Here is a 17,633-nt window from a genome sequence, read left to right on the forward strand (position 1 = left end):
ATGAGCCTGCATCCCTGCAGGCCACGCCCTCTCGGCGCATCCCTGCGCCTCGCCCCGGCCTTACGGAAACGCTTCGGCGATTTACAGCCGGACCAGGGCATGGCTGCAAGTAATTGCTTCACTTTAAAAAAACTTAATCGCTTTCGGTAAAAATTTTCTGGGGAGCCCTCAGTCCGAAAGATGCGATCTCATGTCCTGTCGGTGCGGGTTTTACTACCCGAGTAAATAAAGACAAGCGCAATCCCCAGGCAGACTACCGCCCCCAGACGACTCGTTGAAAAGGGAATGGCGGGATTACCCAGCCAGCCAAAGTGATCAATCAACATGCTCATGGCGAGCTGGCCAAAGATGACCGCCACCGTGGCGACGGCGGTGCCGATGCGCTGCACCGCCACGACCATAATCACAATATAAGGCACGCCAAACATTGCCCCGAGAAGCTGCCATTTCGGCACGTCCAGCAGGCTGACGGCCTGCTTAGGCTCAAAGAAGAAAATCAGCAGGGCGGTCACCAGCGCGCCGACGGAGAAGGTCAGAAACGCGCTTTTAAATACCCCCACGCTGCTGCCGAGCTGGCCGTTAATGGCGGCCTGAATGCTTAGCGTTGCGCCGCCGCAGACGGCCAGAAGAATCATAATCAGTGTCATACGCTACCCCTGTGCGACCAGAACCAGTGCCGCAATAATGAACCCCAGTGCAATAATGCGCTTTGCGTTTATCTTCCTGTGCGGCGAACCCAGCAGACCATAATGATCAATGATCAGGCTTTTAAAGACCTGGCCGGCCAGAATGCCAATCATGGTCATGGCGATGCCGATGGTGGGTGTCGCCACGGTCAGGATGACCACGTATACCGGACCGAGCACGCCGCCGAGCAGCTGCCAGCCGGGCTGTGCGAAAAACGACGGGCTGTTGCGCGGGCTGAAAAACAGCATCAGCAGAAATGTTAGCGCGGCGCCGACGCCAAAAATGCTGAACGTCGCCCATAAATCCCCGACCTTTCCCCCCAGCGGTCCCAGCAGTCCCGCCTCGACGGAGAGGCCCATCCCGCCAGCAATCACCAGTAAAATCAAAACAAACTGCATTCTTCTTCCTCCGTTTTCAGGCGAAGAAGATTACGTGGGTTGTTCAATGAGAAAAATGCCATAATGCAGCAAACACCTTTGCGAGAAATGCATTAATGGTTGACGCCAGCAACATCAACATCCGCGCGCTGCTGATCTTTATCGACGTGTATGAAGCGCAGAACTTCTCCGTCGTGGCGCGGCGACAGGGGATATCGGCCTCGCAGATATCGCGTGTGATCCACCAGCTTGAGGATGCGCTCGGGCAGCAGCTTTTCTATCGCAATACGCGGGCCGTCATTCCCACGGAAAGCGGTCATCTGTTTATCCGTTACGCCCGGTCAATGGCGGAAAACCTGGAAGAGGCGCGCCGGGAGCTGGACGCGCGTGCGGTGGAACCGTCCGGTGCGATCCGCATTAACGGACCGGTGTTTTTCGGCCAGAAGCATATAGCCCCAGGACTTCCCGGCCTGTCGGAACGCTATCCCCGCCTGAACGTAGAGCTGACGTTGACCGATGATTTTATTGACCCCCACCGGGATGCGGCAGACCTTATCTTCCGCATTGGCGTGCTGACGGACTCCTCGTTTCGGGCGCGGGTGTTCGGGAAGCAGGTGTATCATCTGGCCGCGTCGCCAGATTACGTGCGTAGACACGGTGCGCCTGAAGGGCCGGACGATCTGAATCGCCATCACTGTCTTGTCTATCGTGGATCGTCAGGGCCTAACCGCTGGCTGTTGCGCAGAGCGGGCGAGGCGTGGATACACTATCCCGTGACGCCATTGATGACCTCGAATAATGCGGAAGCGCTGCTGGCTGCGGCGCGAGGCGGGATGGGGATTGTGCTGTTCCCGGACTGGCTGGTGAGCGAGCCGCTCCAGCGCGGTGAGCTGATTCCGCTCCTGCCCGCGCTGGAGTGTGCCATCAATACTGAACAGCAGGCTATTGCGGCGATCTATCCCGATGCCCGACATCCGCCCCTGAACGTCAGGGCGGTAATTGATTATTACGTCGAGCGTTTTGGCACGCCGCTTTACTGGCAAAGGTAAGGGGATTACGCGCCAAGTTCTTTGCGGATAATCTCTGCGCCAGCGCTGAGTGCTCTCAGCTTGCCGTTGGCAACCTGACGGGAGAGGGGAGCCATGCCGCAGTTGGTTGACGGATACAGCTTGTCGGCGTCGACAAACTGCAGCGCTTTACGCAGCGTATCGGCCACTTCCTCCGGCGTTTCAACTGTGTTGGTTGCTACGTCAATCGCGCCAACCATCACTTTCTTGCCGCGGATCAGCTCAAGCAGATCCATCGGCACGCGGGAGTTGTGGCACTCCAGGGAGATGATGTCGATGTTAGAGGTCTGCAGCTTAGGGAAGGCCTCTTCGTACTGGCGCCACTCGGATCCGAGCGTCTTTTTCCAGTCGGTATTGGCCTTAATGCCGTAGCCGTAGCAGATGTGGACCGCGGTCTCGCACTTCAGCCCTTCAATGGCGCGCTCCAGCGCGGCGATGCCCCAGTCGTTGACCTCATCAAAAAAGACGTTAAACGCCGGTTCATCGAACTGGATAATATCCACGCCTGCGGCCTCTAACTCTCGCGCTTCCTGGTTGAGGATTTTGGCGAATTCCCAGGCCAGCTTTTCGCGGCTTTTATAGTGCGCGTCATACAGGGTGTCGATCATGGTCATCGGCCCCGGCAGGGCCCATTTGATCGGCTTGTCCGTGAGCTGGCGCAGGTACTTTGCATCGTCGACGAAGACCGGTTTCTGGCGCGCGACGGCGGAGACCACGGTAGGCACGCTCGCGTCATAGCGGTTACGAATGCGCACCGTCTGGCGGTTCTCAAAATCGACGCCGTTCAGGTGTTCAATAAAGGTGGTGACGAAATGCTGGCGGGTCTGTTCCCCGTCGCTGACGATATCGATTCCCGCGCGGATCTGCTCATCCAGAGACAGGCGCAGCGCATCCTGCTTGCCCGCCAGCAGTTCCTGATCCTGCAATTTCCAGGGCGACCACAGCGTTTCAGGTTGCGCAAGCCAGGTCGGCTTAGGCAGGCTGCCAGCCGTTGAAGTCGGGAGCAATGTTTTCATAATAAAAGACCTTTTTTGATGTATTAAAGCGTGTAGTTATCAGACCACTGCTCAAGAATGTGTTTGTAAGGCTTAATGAAGTACTCTTCGGTAAATCGACCCTGTTCAATCGCCAGACGGCTTCGCTCTTCCCGGTCATACACAATTTTGGTTAATGAGTGATCCTGCTGGTTCAGATCCGGTCGGTAGCACAGTCCGGCCGCCGAGTTGGCGTTATAAATTTCCGGGCGATAGATCTTCTGGAACGTCTCCATCGTGCTGATGGTGGCGATCAGTTCGAGGTCGGTGTAATCACTCAGCAAATCCCCGGTAAAGAAGAACGCGAACGGCGCCACGCTGTGTTCCGGCATGAAGTAGCGCACGCTCAGGCCCATCTTCGCGAAGTACTGCTCCGTAAGCGATTCGCCATCCGGCTGGTACTCAACGCCCAGCACGGGGTGCTGGTTACCGGTGCGGCGATAGGTATCTTTGCTGGAGACGCTCAGGCAAATCACCGGTCCTTTTGTGAAGTTCTCTTTGTATTCCGGTGAACTCACAAAATGGCGGAAGATATTGCCGTGCAGTTCGCCAAACTTTTCCGGAATGCTGAAGTGCTGCTGGTTCTTGTTGTGCTCCAGCAGCAGGACGCTGAAATCATAATCCCGCACGTAAGACGAGAAGTTATTCCCGACAATGCCAGGGATACGCTGGTTGTTTTTCTTGTCGACAATGGTGGTTTGCAGTATCTCAATGGCCGGGAACGGTTTTTCCGCGCCAATATTCAAATCGACAGAGATGATTTCCAGTTCAACCGCATAGCGATCGGCGTTTGGGTTATCCCAGCGTGCTAAAGCGTTAAAGCGGTTGTTGATCATCACCAGCGTATTGCGCAGGTTCTCCTGACGCTTTTCCCCGCGGGCGAGATTGGCGAAGTTGGTGGTCGTACGCGTATTTTCTGACGGGTTGTAATTCTCATCGAAGCAACTGCGCTTAAGGGTATATGTGAAAGCTTTGCTCATTGTGGTTATGCATCCTAAGTTCATGTTGCTAAGAAGTTACCAATGCATAATTTATGCCTGAGCCCGTGGCGCAGGGGAAGTGACTTAATTTCAATGCAACATGAGGGAAGTTCATGAACGGACTGCGATGGTTATCTGCTTCGTGATTGTTCGGGCGGCGCTGGGAAGAAATAGGCTGGTTGCAATTACAACCAGCAATGGATGTTGCGGATTTCAGTTCATTATATCAATCAGCGAGGACAACAATTCGCTGAAGTTAACATGTGATTCAATGGCAAATTCGGTCGATGCCTTATCACGGATCTCGAAACAGTCATCTTTGAAGTTGTAGGCAAACACGGACATAGCATCTTCACCAATGAGTACCTTGTCAGTAAGGTTTGGATCAACATAGATGTCGTTGTCACGTATTTCAACGTTTCGAATGTAGATATTCGACCATACGGGTTCACCGTTTTTCGCCTGCGCCAGGCTGTACAGCGTCAAACCGTTATACTCGAGTCCATCCATGATTTCGAACATACCAGAGTAGTCCAGCCGGTTAATCATCAGGCGTTGGATATCCTCGTAAACTGTTCTCCTCTGAGCATCCCATTCAGCAGGGGCGGCGTTGCGCATCAAATCTGCTATTACGTCTGGATCTACTGGGTTGGCTACGGGGAAATTATTGTCAACCAGCAATGTTTTAAGGATATTTGGGGTGAAATAACTCTTCAACTGAGCGGGAAGCAAAGCAGGCATTGCTATTGTTCTTCCTTCTTCGTCGCAAAACTCGACAAGATAGGCCAGCGTCGGGGTATTGAAAACCATAACAATCGTACCAATAGTCCCTTTTACCAGCCCCTCATTCGGTAAATCCTCTCCTAAAACCACAACGTCTAATTCGGCTCTTTTCATTTGTATTTTCTCATTTAACGAATAGGGTTGTCAGGCGAGGAACTAACGCGTCTGTTTCATACATCCAGCCAGTACGCACGATCGCTGTTTCACCGTTGACGCCTAAAATGGGCATTTCGACAGCCATTGTTTGACCGTAACTATTTGCCTGTAACACTTTTGCTGGGACCAATAATATGCCTTCCTGAATTCTTGCGGCTAAAACATCTGCATTAGTTGGGTTGTATCCCAGCGCTGACTCAAACACTCGGGCTTTGTGTCCTCCGGTAGGATGTGTTGAATCTAAAGCATAAGCCGCGAGTTTTTTCGGGTCGACAACCGCGTGTTCAGCATTCACTAGTGTGCCGCTCTGAGAGGTGAAACCTTTTACATATGGGCTCTCAAGTGTTGGTATTTTACTGAACCCCGATATTTCATCTATTTCGCTTAAAGGATTTAACCTGCCCATTGTTAATCCTGCTGCAACGGAGGCGCTCGCAATGATTAACCCTTTGTTGTTCATGACTTGCTCATAACCTGCTGGAGCATCTCCGCCAAGCTGCAGCGCGGTTTCATGAAACCCTGTAATATTGCCGTTATAAATACCACCCGCGGCGAGCAGACGACCCACAGCTTTACTGTTCAGCGTTTTCTCCGACGGTGCAGTGGTTGGCGCGTAATAATCATAATGCATCCGTTGAGTAGGAGCGGGCTTCCTGCCTTGCCGATCGGCAATAACGTGCCGGTAGGCACTCAGTATTCCGTCCTTATACCATGCATGCCACGATGAGGAAGTAGGGGTGAAAATTAGCTCGCCGTTATTGTCGATATAAAACGGGTTCCGGTCGCTGCTCCAGCGCCTGGAGGTATCCACACCAACAAGCCAACCAATTTTCAGCTCGTGTTTTACTTCGTCATAAATGGGATCTGCGTCGCTGCGATACCTGCGTTCATACGGTCTTTGATGTGGGGATACGCTATATTTTTTCTTGGGGAGACCAAAAGTAAGACTGTGACCGTTCGCTTCATAAGAGAGATCGTAATAAATACATGCCTCTCTTAGCGAGCCCGCAGGCGTCAGAATATATTGAAAATCTTCAGGGTCTAATCGCCGTGTTAATTCATGTGACCTGTAGAGTCGAAACATATAAAATACTTATCCTTTATTTTTGTGTGGATTCCCCGCCTCGGCTGTTTAAAAATCAACCGATGAACACAGTGAATATTTAACAATTCAGTGCTGATCATGAATAGAAGCAGACAAAAAATGTAAATTACAGTCTCCTGAAATGCGCTATGAATATACCAATGCCTGTAGTGGGTACAGATATAAACCTCACATCATATTTATGAACGGCTCATTTTTTAAGAAAATGACCTGGTAATTTTTAACCACTATTCACGCATTACCATTCGTAGAAGCTGCATGAAGAATGGACCAGACTCCGGCACAAAACGCCATGCCTACTTCTCTGGCACACGCTCCGCAATTCCCGCTATAATCCCCAAAATTTCCAACCGGTTTAGAAACAATCATGACAAAACTCACCTTACAAGAGCAGATGCTGAAAGCGGGCCTCGTCAGCAGCAAGAAAGCGGCGAAAGTGCAGCGTACGGCAAAGAAATCACGCGTTCAGGCGCGTGAGGCTCGGGAAGCGGTAGAAGAGAACAAGAAGGCGCAGATCGAGCGTGATAAGCTGCTGAGCGAGCAGCAGAAGCAGGCCGTACTGGCGAAAGAGTTTAAGGCGCAGGTGAAGCAGCTGATTGAGATGAACCGCATCACCGTGGCGAAAGGCAACATCACCTTTAACTTCACCGACGGCAATGTGATCAAGAAAATCGAGGTGGACAAACAAACCCAGGCTCAGTTGATCAACGGCCGTCTGGCGATTGCGCGCCTGGTGCTCAATGCTAACGGTGACTGCGACTACGCGATCATTCCGGCAGTGGTGGCCGATAAAATTGCCCAGCGCGATGCCGACAGCATCGTGTTAAATAGCGCGCTCAGCCAGGAAGAGCAGGACGAAGACGATCCGTACGCGGACTTCAAAATCCCTGACGATTTGATGTGGTAAACCGCGTTCAGAACGGGGCGGCGTGACGGGCGTTAACCGGCTCGCCGCTCACGGGATGAAAAAATTTCAGCTCGCAGGCATGCAGCATCAGCCGGGGCGTTTCCTCAGCGCCCGGCACGTCAAGACCGCCATACAGATCGCAGCCCAGAATCGGGTGTCCCAGCTGCTGGCAGTGAATACGCAGCTGATGGGTTCGCCCGGTCTCCGGGATCAGTTTCACCCGCGTTAACGGTAATCTCGCCCCCTGATAAAACCGTTCCACAACCTGGTAGCGGGAGCGGGCGGGTTTACCGGTAATGGCGCAGATCGACATCAGCGGGAACAGCGCCGGGTCTTTGGCAATCGGCGCATCAATGACCCCTTCATCATTTTCCACGTGGCCGCAAAGCAAGGCGCTGTAGACTTTCTCCACGCTGCGCTGGCTAAACTGCTGGCACAGTGCCGCGTTAATGGCCTTATTGCGCGCAACCACCATCAGCCCGGACGTACCAAAATCCAGACGGTGCACCAGCGTGCAGCCCGGGAACGTCTGAACCAGACGATAATGGACGGAATCGAGATTTTGCGGATTTTTGCCCGAGAGGCTGAGCAGGCCGGAAGGCTTGTCGATCAGCAGCAGATGTTCATCCTGCCAGAGGATCTGAATGTCATCGTGACACGGTGGGGCAATAAAAGAATCAATGATCGCAGACATCAGGCCGCCCGGCTGGAGAGTGGGAGCGGATGATAACGAAATGCGGGGGAAAAGAAAAACCCTCCCACCGGGCGGTGAGAGGGTGAAGTCTTACGCTGCAACCAGGCTGTCGATGGCGGCTTTCGCGTCGGTCTGCGCTTTGGTCGCCACTTCAGGACCGTAAGCGATACCTTCCGCGAACACGAAGTTCACGTCAGTGATGCCGATGAAGCCCAGGAACAGGCTCAGGTACGGTGCAACCAGGTCGGTTGGGGTGTCTTTATGGATACCGCCACGGCTGGTCAGTACGATCGCACGCTTGCCTTTCACCAGACCTTCAGGGCCGTTCTCGGTGTAACGGAAGGTTACGCCAGCGCGCGCCACCAGGTCGAAGTAGTTCTTAAGCTGGGTTGGGATGTTGAAGTTGTACATTGGGGCGTTGATGACGATAACGTCATGTGCCTGCAGCTCAGCAATCAGCTCGTCGGACAGGGCCAGCGCTTCCTGCTGGCGTGGAGACAGCGGTGCATCGCTTGGGCGCAGCGCGCCAACCAGCTCGCCATCCAGCACAGGAATTGGGTTTGCAGCCAGGTCACGCACGGTGATTTCGTCAGCAGAATGCTGTTCACGCCACTGTTCAACGAAGTAATCAGACAGCTGACCAGACTGAGAGTACCCTGCCAGAATACTGGATTTCAAAACTAATACTTTGCTCATGGGTGATTCCTGTTGTTGCATTTGATTGAAGGGGGTTGCCCCGTTGCTTGTTGACACTCTATTCACAATCCTGCCACAGAGATAGCGCAATATATCGAAGCCTATGTTCGAATTTTTTGAATAAGGCGCGAAAGGCGTCAGTGTGGTACTCTATAGCAATCATTAAAAAGAGAGTTTATCAGGGCGTGTACTGCCCTTTAACGCTATGACAGAACAACAAAAATTCACCTTCCCGATGCTCCTGCAACAGCTCGATTCTCTGACGCTGCGCGACAAACAGCGCTTCGCCCGCCGTCTGCACGGCGTCAAGAAGGTTAAAAATCCTGATGCACAACAGGCCATTTACCAGGAGATGGCGAAAGAGATTGAACAGGCAGCAGGGAAGGTTGTGCTGCGCGAAGCTGCGCGCCCGGCGATTACCTACCCGGAAAACCTGCCCGTCAGCCAGAAGAAACAGGACATTCTTGAGGCCGTACGCGACCACCAGGTGGTGATTGTCGCGGGTGAAACCGGTTCGGGGAAAACCACCCAGCTGCCGAAAATCTGTATGGAGCTGGGCCGCGGGATCAAAGGCCTGATTGGCCACACTCAGCCACGTCGTCTGGCGGCGCGCACCGTTGCCAACCGTATTGCCGAAGAGCTGCAGACGGAGCCGGGCGGCTGCATCGGCTACAAGGTCCGTTTCAGCGATCACGTTAGCGACAACACCATGGTCAAACTAATGACCGACGGTATTCTGCTGGCGGAAATCCAGCAGGATCGCCTGCTGATGCAGTATGACACCATCATCATTGACGAAGCGCACGAGCGCAGCCTGAACATCGACTTCCTGCTCGGCTACCTGAAAGAGCTGCTGCCGCGTCGCCCGGATCTGAAAGTGATCATCACCTCCGCGACCATCGATCCGGAGCGCTTCTCGAAGCACTTCAACAATGCGCCGATTATCGAGGTGTCAGGTCGCACGTATCCCGTGGAAGTGCGCTATCGCCCGATTGTGGAAGAGGCGGATGATACCGAGCGCGACCAGCTGCAGGCCATTTTTGATGCCGTTGACGAGCTGGGTAACGAAAGCGCGGGCGACATTCTGATCTTCATGAGCGGCGAACGCGAAATCCGCGATACCGCCGATGCGCTCAGCAAGCGCGACCTGCGCCACACCGAGATCCTGCCGCTGTACGCCCGCCTGTCCAATAGCGAACAGAACCGCGTCTTCCAGCCGCACAGCGGACGCCGCATCGTCCTGGCAACCAACGTGGCGGAAACCTCGCTCACCGTGCCGGGCATTAAATACGTGATCGATCCGGGTACGGCGCGCATCAGCCGCTACAGCTACCGTACCAAGGTTCAGCGGCTGCCGATTGAGCCCGTTTCGCAGGCGTCTGCTAACCAGCGTAAGGGCCGCTGTGGCCGCGTGTCGGAAGGGATCTGTATTCGTCTCTATTCCGAAGACGATTTCCTGTCGCGTCCGGAATTTACCGACCCGGAAATTCTGCGCACCAACCTGGCGTCCGTTATCCTGCAGATGACCGCCCTGGGGCTGGGCGACATCGCGGCGTTTCCGTTCGTCGAGGCGCCGGACAAACGCAACATCCAGGACGGCGTGCGTCTGCTGGAAGAGCTCGGGGCGATCACCACCGACGAGCAGGCGACGGTCTACAAACTGACGCCGCTGGGTCGCCAGCTCAGCCAGCTGCCGGTCGACCCGCGTCTGGCACGCATGGTGCTGGAAGCGCAAAAGCACGGCTGCGTGCGCGAGGCGATGATCATTACCTCGGCGCTCTCCATTCAGGATCCGCGTGAGCGTCCGATGGACAAACAGCAGGCGTCGGACGAAAAGCACCGCCGCTTCCACGACAAAGAGTCCGATTTCCTCGCCTTTGTGAACCTGTGGAACTACCTCGGCGAGCAGCAGAAGGCGCTCTCCTCGAATCAGTTCCGCCGTCAGTGCCGCGTAGATTTCCTCAACTACCTGCGCGTGCGCGAGTGGCAGGATATCTACACCCAGCTTCGCCAGGTGGTGAAAGAGCTGGGCATTCCGGTCAACAGCGAACCGGCGGAGTACCGCGAAATCCATATCGCGCTGCTGACCGGCCTGCTGTCCCACATCGGCATGAAGGACGCGGAGAAGCAGGAATATACCGGCGCACGTAATGCGCGTTTCTCTATCTTCCCCGGTTCCGGCCTGTTCAAGAAGCCGCCAAAGTGGACCATGGTCGCGGAGCTGGTGGAAACCAGCCGCCTGTGGGGACGCATTGCCGCGCGTATCGATCCGGAATGGGTGGAGCCGGTGGCGCAGCATCTGCTTAAGCGCTCGTACAGTGAACCGCACTGGGAGCGCGCGCAGGGCGCGGTGATGGCGACCGAAAAAGTGACCGTTTACGGCCTGCCGGTCGTCGCCGCGCGTAAGGTCAACTACAGTCAGATCGATCCGGCCTTGTGCCGCGAGCTGTTTATCCGCCACGCGCTGGTGGAGGGCGACTGGCAGACGCGGCACGCCTTCTTCCGTGAAAACCTGAAGCTGCGTGCTGAAGTGGAAGAGCTGGAGCATAAATCGCGCCGCCGCGACATTCTGGTGGATGATGAAGCGCTGTTCGAGTTTTATGACCAGCGCATCAGCCACGACGTCATCTCCGCTCGCCATTTCGACAGCTGGTGGAAGAAGGCCAGCAAAGAGACGCCGGACCTGCTCAACTTTGAAAAGAGTATGCTGATTAAAGAGGGCGCGGAGTCGGTCAGCAAGCTCGACTACCCGAACTTCTGGCATCAGGGCAACCTCAAGCTGCGTCTGACCTATCAGTTTGAGCCGGGGGCAGACGCGGACGGCGTGACCGTCCACATTCCGCTGCCGCTGTTAAACCAGGTGGACGAGAGCGGGTTCGAGTGGCAAATCCCCGGCCTGCGCCGCGAGCTGGTGATTGCGCTGATCAAATCCCTGCCGAAACCGGTTCGCCGCAACTTTGTGCCTGCGCCAAACTACGCGGAAGCGTTTTTGGGCCGCGTCACGCCGCTGGAGCTGCCGCTGCTGGACGCGCTGGAGCGTGAGTTCCGCCGCATGACCGGAACGACCATCGACCGCGACGACTGGAACTGGGATCAGGTGCCCGATCACCTGAAAATCAGCTTCCGCGTGGTGGACGATAAAAACAAAAAGCTGCTGGAAGGGCGTTCCCTGAGCGAGCTGAAAGAGGCGCTGAAAGGCAAAGTCCAGGAGACTCTCTCTGCGGTGGCCGACGACGGCATCGAGCAGAGCGGGCTGCATATCTGGAGCTTTGGCCAACTTCCGGAAAGCTACGAGCAGAAGCGCGGTAACTATAAGGTGAAAGCCTGGCCTGCGCTGGTTGACGAGCGCGACAGCGTGGCGATCAAACTGTTTGATAACCCGCAGGAACAGCAGCAGATGATGTGGCGCGGGCTGCGTCGCCTGCTGCTGCTCAACATCCCGTCGCCGATCAAGTATCTGCACGAGAAGCTGCCGAACAAGGCCAAGCTGGGGCTCTACTTTAACCCGTACGGCAAAGTGCTGGATCTGATTGACGACTGCATCTCCTGCGGCGTGGACAAACTGATCCACGAGGCGGGCGGCCCGGTCTGGACGGAAGAGGGCTTTGCCCAGCTGCATGAAAAGGTGCGCGCGGAGCTGAACGACACCGTGGTGGAGATTGCCAAACAGGTCGAGCAGATCCTCACCACCGTGTTCAATATCAACAAGCGTCTGAAAGGGCGCGTGGATATGACCATGGCGCTGGGGCTGTCTGACGTGAAGGCGCAGATGGCGGGGCTGGTTTACCGCGGCTTTGTCACCGGCAACGGCTTCAATCGTCTTGGCGATACGCTGCGCTATCTGCAGGCGATTGAAAAACGGCTGGAGAAAATGGCTATCGACCCGCACCGCGACCGCGCGCAGATGCTGAAAGTGGAGAGCGTGCAGCAGGCGTGGCAGCAGTGGCTGAACAAGCTGCCGCCAGCGCGCCGCGACGATGAAGACGTGCAGGCGATCCGCTGGATGATCGAGGAGCTGCGCGTCAGCTTCTTTGCCCAGCAGCTCGGTACGCCGTATCCGATTTCGGATAAGCGTATCCTTCAGGCGATGGAGCAGATTTCCGGTTAAACCCTTGCCCGGTGGCGCTGCGCTTACCGGGCCTACGGGAGAACGGGTAGGCCGGGTAAGGCGTAGCCGCCACCCGGCTTGCTTTCGTTCTACAATCGCCAGCGTAAACCCATCCCAACCCTTAATCCCCACCGTTTGCAGCGCGGTGGCGGTTAAGCGCGGGTTATCCCCCATCATCTCAATAAAACGCCGCACGCCCAGCACGCGCGCATCGTCGCTTTCCCCGTTGATTACCTCGCCGTCACGCACCACGTTATCGCCGATAATTACCGTGCCGGGGCGGGAGTAGTGCAGCGCCCATTCCAGATAGCCGGGATTGTTTGGCTTATCGGCATCAATAAAGATCAGGTCGAACGGCGGAACCTCACCGAAATTCTCCAGCGAGCTCAGGGCCGGGCCTTCAATTAATTCAATACGTTCGTCTAGCCCCGCGAGGTGAATATTCTGGCGGGCAACCCCGGCATGCGTCGGATCGGCCTCAAGCGTAATCAGCTTACCGTCCGGCGGCAGCGCACGCGCCATCCAGATTGAGCTGTAGGCACCCAGCGTCCCAATCTCAAGAATGCGTCTTGCCTGCGTCATGCGCACGAACAGCGCCAGCAGCTGCCCCTGATTGGCCGCGACATCGTGTTCGGGTAGTCCGGCGCGTTTGTTGTTTTCCAGCACCTGATGCAGTACGTCATCGTCAGGAATCAGCGAAGAAATCATGAAATTATCAACTGCAGACCACTGTTGTTGCATAGATTGACTCCTTGGGAGGGATTGCCGGGTGGCGGCTACGCCTTACCCGGCCTACGGGGTGAAATGTTTCAGGCACTGACCCAGCCGCCGCCCAGCGCTTTATACAAATCAATCTGCGCCAGCAGCAGGTTATTTTTCACCTGCACGACGCTGGTCTGGACCGAGAACAGCGTGCGCTGCGCGTCCAGCACGTCAAGATAGGAGGAATAACCGTTGCGATAGCGATTCTGCGCAATGCGCAGCGTCTCCTGCGCCACATCCTGCTGGGCAAGCAGCTCTGTCAGCTGTTCCTGATAGCGACTTATCGCATCAAGGCTGTTGTTGACTTCGGCAAACGCGTTACGCACGGTTTTTTCATAGGCGTACAGCGCCTGGTTTCGCTGGGACTGGGAAATGTCTACCTGCGCATTCAGCGCCTGGCGGTTCAGCAGCGGGGCGAGAATACTTCCCCCTGCGCTCCAGAGCTGAAGCGGGTTGTCCAGCAGGCCGGATAGGGTGCGATCCTGAACCGATCCGCTGGCGGTCAGGTTGATCGACGGCAGCAGGCTGGCGCGCGACGCGGCAAGCGAGGCATCCGCCGCCACCAGCTGGCGTTCGGCCTGAACGATATCCGGGCGGCGATTAAGAAGCGCAGAAGGCAGCTGCGACGGCAGCGTCAGCGGCGTCAGTGCCGCGAAGCTTTCGCCACGCGCCACGTCGCCCGGGTTGCTTCCCAGCAGCAGGCTCAGGGCATTCTCCTGCTGTGCAATCTGGTGCTGCAGCACGGGCACCTGCGCCCGAGTCGAGCGCAGTTCGGAATCCGACTGCATCAGCTCCAGGCGCGAGCTGTAGCCCGTCTCAAACTGACGCTTCGCAAGATTAAACGCCTCTTCGCGCGATTTCAGCGTGGATTCGGTCACGCGCAGCTGTTCGTCAAGCGAGAGCAGGGTGACGTAGCCGGATGCAACGGACGAGGCAACGGTCAAATCCGCGGCGGCGGCGGCGGCTTTTTGCGCTGCCAGAGAGGCTTCGGCAGCGCGAGAGGTGCTGCGGTTGACGCCCCAGATATCCACGTCATAGCTCGCCGTCAGGCTCCCTTTGTACAATGTGCCGTAAACCGGCAGCCCGGTCGCGGCGGATTGTGAACGGGCGCGCGTCCCGGTTACGCCTGCATCAAGCGAGGGAAACAGGCTGCCGTCGGCCGCATAGACCCGCGCCTGATACTCGTTTATCCTTTCGCGGGCGATCAACACGTCGCTGTTATGCTGTAGCGCCTGATCCACATAGCGGTTCAGGTGGTTGTCATGGAAATTACGCCACCAGAGCTGCTCCGTCGGGCTGGCAGGGCCGGAGACGGTGCGCCACTGGGTGGGGATGTGCAGCGTCGGCTGCGCCGGCTTGACGTCAACGGACTGGCATCCGGCCAGCATGACCGCCGCCACCAGCACGGCTATCGGGCGAAGGATCATTACTTCGCCTCCCGCGTATCAATGGTCACCTGTACCGACATACCCGGACGCAGCAGCGCGGAATCTTCTGGCTTACCGAGTACCTCAATGCGCACCGGAATACGCTGGGCTATTTTGACAAAGTTGCCGGTGGCGTTGTCCGGCGTGATGGCGCTGAACTCCACGCCGGTTGCCGGGGATATGCTCTCCACGCGGCCCTGATACGCTTTGTTGTTCAGGGCATCAACGGTGAATTTCACCGGCTGACCGACGCGCAGCTCCGCGAGCTGGGTCTCTTTAATGTTGGCGATGACCCAGTGCTGCGGCGGCACCAGGGTGGTGAGGTGCGTCCCGGCGGTCACGTAGGCCCCGAGACGCACGGCGATCTGGCCGAGCTGACCGTCACGCGGCGCCACAATGCGGGTGTTTTGCAGGTCAATCTGCGCCAGCTCCAGCGCCGCTTTGGCGTTTTCAACATCCGCCTCCAGCGCACCGCGGTTCACAATCACCGTCTGCAGATCCTGACGCGACATCTCAAGCGCGGCTTTCGCCTGGTCGATATCGGCGCTGCCCTGAGCGGCACTGGCCAGCGCCGCGTCGCGCTCGCGAATGGAAAGCGAGCCGTCCGTCGTCAGCTCTTTCACCCGTTTTAAATCCGCCTGGCTTTTCAGGCTCTGGGCGCGGGCATTTTTCAGCGCAGCGTCATTTTTGGCGATCGTTGCTTCGGCGCTTTTACGCTGCTGCAGGTTGTTATTCAGGGCGGCAATTTTCATCGCCAGCTGCGCCTCGGCCTGATGCACCCGCTGACGGTAGATACGGTCATCAATCTGCATCAGCAGGTCACCTTTTTTGACCTGCACAAAGTCCTGAACCTTCACCTCGGTGATATAGCCGTTCACCTGCGGGCTGATAAACGTCGTCTGGCCGCGCACGTAGGCGTTATCGGTAAACTGCGCGTGACGGGTAAACGGCGGCAGCTGCCACGCATAAAGGATTACCAGCACGCCGACGATACCGATGGCGGCGGCGGTGAAAACGGAAACAATGCGCACATTTTTGCGGGTGTTGGCCTGCTCTTTGGCGGCATCCTGCTGACTCATAAACTCTCCAGAACTCTTTATATTATTTGTTGCCGGTGGCGTTCTTCAGCGCCAGACGGGCAGTGATGCGCAGGCGCAGCAAGCGCCATAAAATCCAGATCAGCGTGGCGGCAGCGATGCTCGCCGTCAGCAGATAAGTATCGTTGTAGGCCAGAATATTCGCCTCCAGCGCGGTCACCGTTTGCAGCTGCGTTATCGCCTGGGTGCCCAGCAGCGCGCTGTCGCCAATCAGGCTTTTGTACATTTGGGTATAAAGCTGAATTCGCTCGTTGACCAGCGGGTTGAGCGTGGTGAGCTGGTCCGCCAGCAGGCTGGAGTGGTACTTCTCGCGCCAGGTCTGGAAGGTGCCGAGGATCGCGGAGCCCAGCAGGCCACCGAGGTTCTGGCTCATGCCAAACATCACCGAGAAGCTGACCAGGTTACGCGGGTCGGCGATCACCCCGCCAATGGCGGCCAGCATAGCGGGCGCCAGGAAGAAGGCGCTGCCGAAGCCCAGCAGGAACTGGCTTACCATCAGCTGATCCGGACGGGTCAGGTTGTTGGACTGGCTGTCCAGCAGCGAGGCAACAATCATCAGCGCCAGGGAGGTAATGATTGGCCACGCCAGCTTCGTTGGCTTGATGGTAAGACAGCTGGTGACAATCCCGCAGACGATCCCGGCGAAAATAGACCACGCCAGGTGCGTCATCTGCTCGTTCTGTAAGCCCACGTACTGCAGCCAGCCGATGACGCCGGTGTTCTGCTCGGCCAGCACGATTCGGATCAGCAGCATAATTAGCCCCAGGCGGACGATGCTGCCGCTCGACAGCCAGCGGGTGTTCAGCAGCGGGTTGCTGCGGTTATGTTCAAAGACAATGGCTGCGACAATCAGCACCAGCGATAGCGCCAGTGACCAGCCGATCCACGGCGCTTCGAACCACCAGTCAAGGCGGCCTAAAGAGAGCACGGCGCAGAGCAGGGCCATCCCGGGGGCCATTAAAAAGAAGGTGATAAAGTCTTTTTTCTCGAAGACCTTGCGCCGGTCGCCCGGCGGCAGTTTTAAGGCGATAACGCAGGCCAGGGAGATCAGCGCCAGCCCCAGCTCGAAGAAATAGAGCCCGCGCCACTCGTCCAGCTGCAGCAGCTCGGTCGAAAACAGGCGGGCCAGCGGGATGGCGAGCGACGATCCGGTGATGCCGATGGTCAGCGCCTTCAGGCGGTGCTTCGCAGGCCAGGCCTGGATTTGATAGTAAATCCCCAGCGAGCTGAGCGCGGCGGCCACCATGCCGTGCGCGGCGCGAACCATCAGCGCCGAGCTAAGATCGTTTACGAACAGATGGAAGAAGGTGACCAGCACGTACAGCACCAGAAAACCTTCCGTAAAGGCGCGCAAACCGTACTGCTGGCGGAATTTCACCAGCAGCAGGTTGATGGAGATGTTGGTCATCACATAGACCGCGGGCAGCCAGGCGATTTCGGTGGACCAGGCCCCGAAAGTCCCCTGCAAATTTTGCAGGTTGGCGGTCACCACCGCATTTCCCAGCGCCCCGGTCAGGCAGACCAGCAGGCCCACGACGCCGTAGGCAATGCGTTTTGGCGTACTGTGTTCGGGCGTGGAGGGCGAACCCAACAGGGCGGGTTTCTCATGTGGCTGCCACTCGCGAGGAGCATAAGGGTCGCGTTCGGGCAGGCGCATAACGTCGTTTACCTTAGAAATGATTGAATAATTAGCGGGCTAGCGATTCTACGTCTGCCGCAAATGATAATTCAAGTGAATATGATTTACGCATGT

14 protein-coding genes and 1 pseudogene are annotated in these 17,633 nt (G+C 56.7%); 3 read left to right on the forward strand and 12 right to left on the reverse strand.

Annotated features, from left to right (window positions below):
• Nucleotides 1-188: 188 nt before the first annotated feature.
• The gene (locus ACMWJS_RS04160; protein WP_229225826.1) at nt 189-647 is read right to left on the reverse strand and encodes a DMT family transporter; all 459 of its coding nucleotides are present in this window, start codon (nt 645-647) and stop codon (nt 189-191) included.
• A gap of 3 nt (nt 648-650) precedes the next feature.
• Nucleotides 651-1,085: a DMT family transporter gene (locus ACMWJS_RS04165; RefSeq protein ID WP_045910475.1), complete on the reverse strand. Its 435-nt coding sequence runs from the start codon at nt 1,083-1,085 to the stop codon at nt 651-653.
• Nucleotides 1,086-1,180: 95 nt separating this feature from the next.
• On the opposite strand from ACMWJS_RS04165, the gene ACMWJS_RS04170 reads away from it, so the two are divergent.
• Nucleotides 1,181-2,113: a LysR substrate-binding domain-containing protein gene (locus tag ACMWJS_RS04170; RefSeq protein ID WP_414746662.1), complete on the forward strand. Its 933-nt coding sequence runs from the start codon at nt 1,181-1,183 to the stop codon at nt 2,111-2,113.
• 5 nt (nt 2,114-2,118) lie between these two features.
• Here the strand turns inward: ACMWJS_RS04170 and ACMWJS_RS04175 are convergent, their stop codons facing one another.
• The 4 genes from ACMWJS_RS04175 to ACMWJS_RS04190 all read right to left on the reverse strand — a co-directional run bounded on the left by ACMWJS_RS04175 (nt 2,119) and on the right by ACMWJS_RS04190 (nt 6,168).
• Nucleotides 2,119-3,147 (reverse strand): methionine synthase, encoded by a 1,029-nt coding sequence (locus tag ACMWJS_RS04175; RefSeq protein ID WP_262749542.1) that lies wholly within the window; start codon nt 3,145-3,147, stop codon nt 2,119-2,121.
• Between the two features lie 23 nt (nt 3,148-3,170).
• On the reverse strand, nt 3,171-4,145 hold the full coding sequence (locus tag ACMWJS_RS04180) for a DUF1852 domain-containing protein (protein ID WP_023292484.1): 975 nt from the start codon (nt 4,143-4,145) through the stop codon (nt 3,171-3,173).
• 213 nt (nt 4,146-4,358) lie between these two features.
• Nucleotides 4,359-5,042: a YrhA family protein gene (locus ACMWJS_RS04185; protein ID WP_069719271.1), complete on the reverse strand. Its 684-nt coding sequence runs from the start codon at nt 5,040-5,042 to the stop codon at nt 4,359-4,361.
• Between the two features lie 10 nt (nt 5,043-5,052).
• On the reverse strand, nt 5,053-6,168 hold the full coding sequence (locus ACMWJS_RS04190) for a DUF6883 domain-containing protein (RefSeq protein WP_414746663.1): 1,116 nt from the start codon (nt 6,166-6,168) through the stop codon (nt 5,053-5,055).
• A 388-nt stretch (nt 6,169-6,556) separates the two neighbouring features.
• Between ACMWJS_RS04190 and ACMWJS_RS04195 the strand changes: the two genes are divergently transcribed.
• Nucleotides 6,557-7,096 carry a DUF2058 domain-containing protein gene (locus ACMWJS_RS04195; protein WP_167210511.1) on the forward strand — a complete coding sequence of 180 codons (540 nt, stop codon included), beginning with the start codon at nt 6,557-6,559 and terminating at the stop codon, nt 7,094-7,096.
• Nucleotides 7,097-7,103: 7 nt separating this feature from the next.
• On the opposite strand, the gene ACMWJS_RS04200 is transcribed toward ACMWJS_RS04195, so the two are convergent.
• Both ACMWJS_RS04200 and azoR read right to left on the reverse strand, forming a co-directional pair.
• Entirely contained in the window at nt 7,104-7,790 is a 687-nt protein-coding gene (locus tag ACMWJS_RS04200; RefSeq protein ID WP_414746664.1) for an RluA family pseudouridine synthase, read from the reverse strand.
• 90 nt (nt 7,791-7,880) lie between these two features.
• A complete protein-coding gene (azoR, locus tag ACMWJS_RS04205; protein ID WP_008502313.1) occupies nt 7,881-8,486 on the reverse strand; it encodes an FMN-dependent NADH-azoreductase in 606 nt (201 codons plus the stop codon).
• A gap of 205 nt (nt 8,487-8,691) precedes the next feature.
• On the opposite strand from azoR, the gene hrpA reads away from it, so the two are divergent.
• Nucleotides 8,692-12,594 carry an ATP-dependent RNA helicase HrpA gene (gene hrpA, locus ACMWJS_RS04210; protein WP_048223098.1) on the forward strand — a complete coding sequence of 1,301 codons (3,903 nt, stop codon included), beginning with the start codon at nt 8,692-8,694 and terminating at the stop codon, nt 12,592-12,594.
• Between the two features lie 90 nt (nt 12,595-12,684).
• Here hrpA and ACMWJS_RS04215 read toward each other — a convergent pair.
• The 4 genes and pseudogenes from ACMWJS_RS04215 to ACMWJS_RS04230 form a co-directional block, all read right to left on the reverse strand.
• A pseudogene (locus ACMWJS_RS04215) lies at nt 12,685-13,335 on the reverse strand (O-methyltransferase); the annotation flags it as partial.
• 68 nt (nt 13,336-13,403) lie between these two features.
• The gene (locus ACMWJS_RS04220; protein WP_414746665.1) at nt 13,404-14,783 is read right to left on the reverse strand and encodes an efflux transporter outer membrane subunit; all 1,380 of its coding nucleotides are present in this window, start codon (nt 14,781-14,783) and stop codon (nt 13,404-13,406) included.
• A complete protein-coding gene (locus tag ACMWJS_RS04225; protein ID WP_414746666.1) occupies nt 14,783-15,862 on the reverse strand; it encodes an HlyD family secretion protein in 1,080 nt (359 codons plus the stop codon). The genes ACMWJS_RS04220 and ACMWJS_RS04225 overlap by 1 nt, the downstream gene beginning before the upstream one ends.
• Nucleotides 15,863-15,884: 22 nt before the next feature.
• On the reverse strand, nt 15,885-17,537 hold the full coding sequence (locus ACMWJS_RS04230) for an MFS transporter (protein ID WP_262763884.1): 1,653 nt from the start codon (nt 17,535-17,537) through the stop codon (nt 15,885-15,887).
• Between the last annotated feature and the right edge of the window lie 96 nt (nt 17,538-17,633).

Origin of the sequence: Enterobacter sp. HK-058-C-ECC (assembly GCF_047531125.1) — a bacterium.
Taxonomy (GTDB): Bacteria; Pseudomonadota; Gammaproteobacteria; order Enterobacterales; family Enterobacteriaceae; genus Enterobacter; species Enterobacter quasiroggenkampii.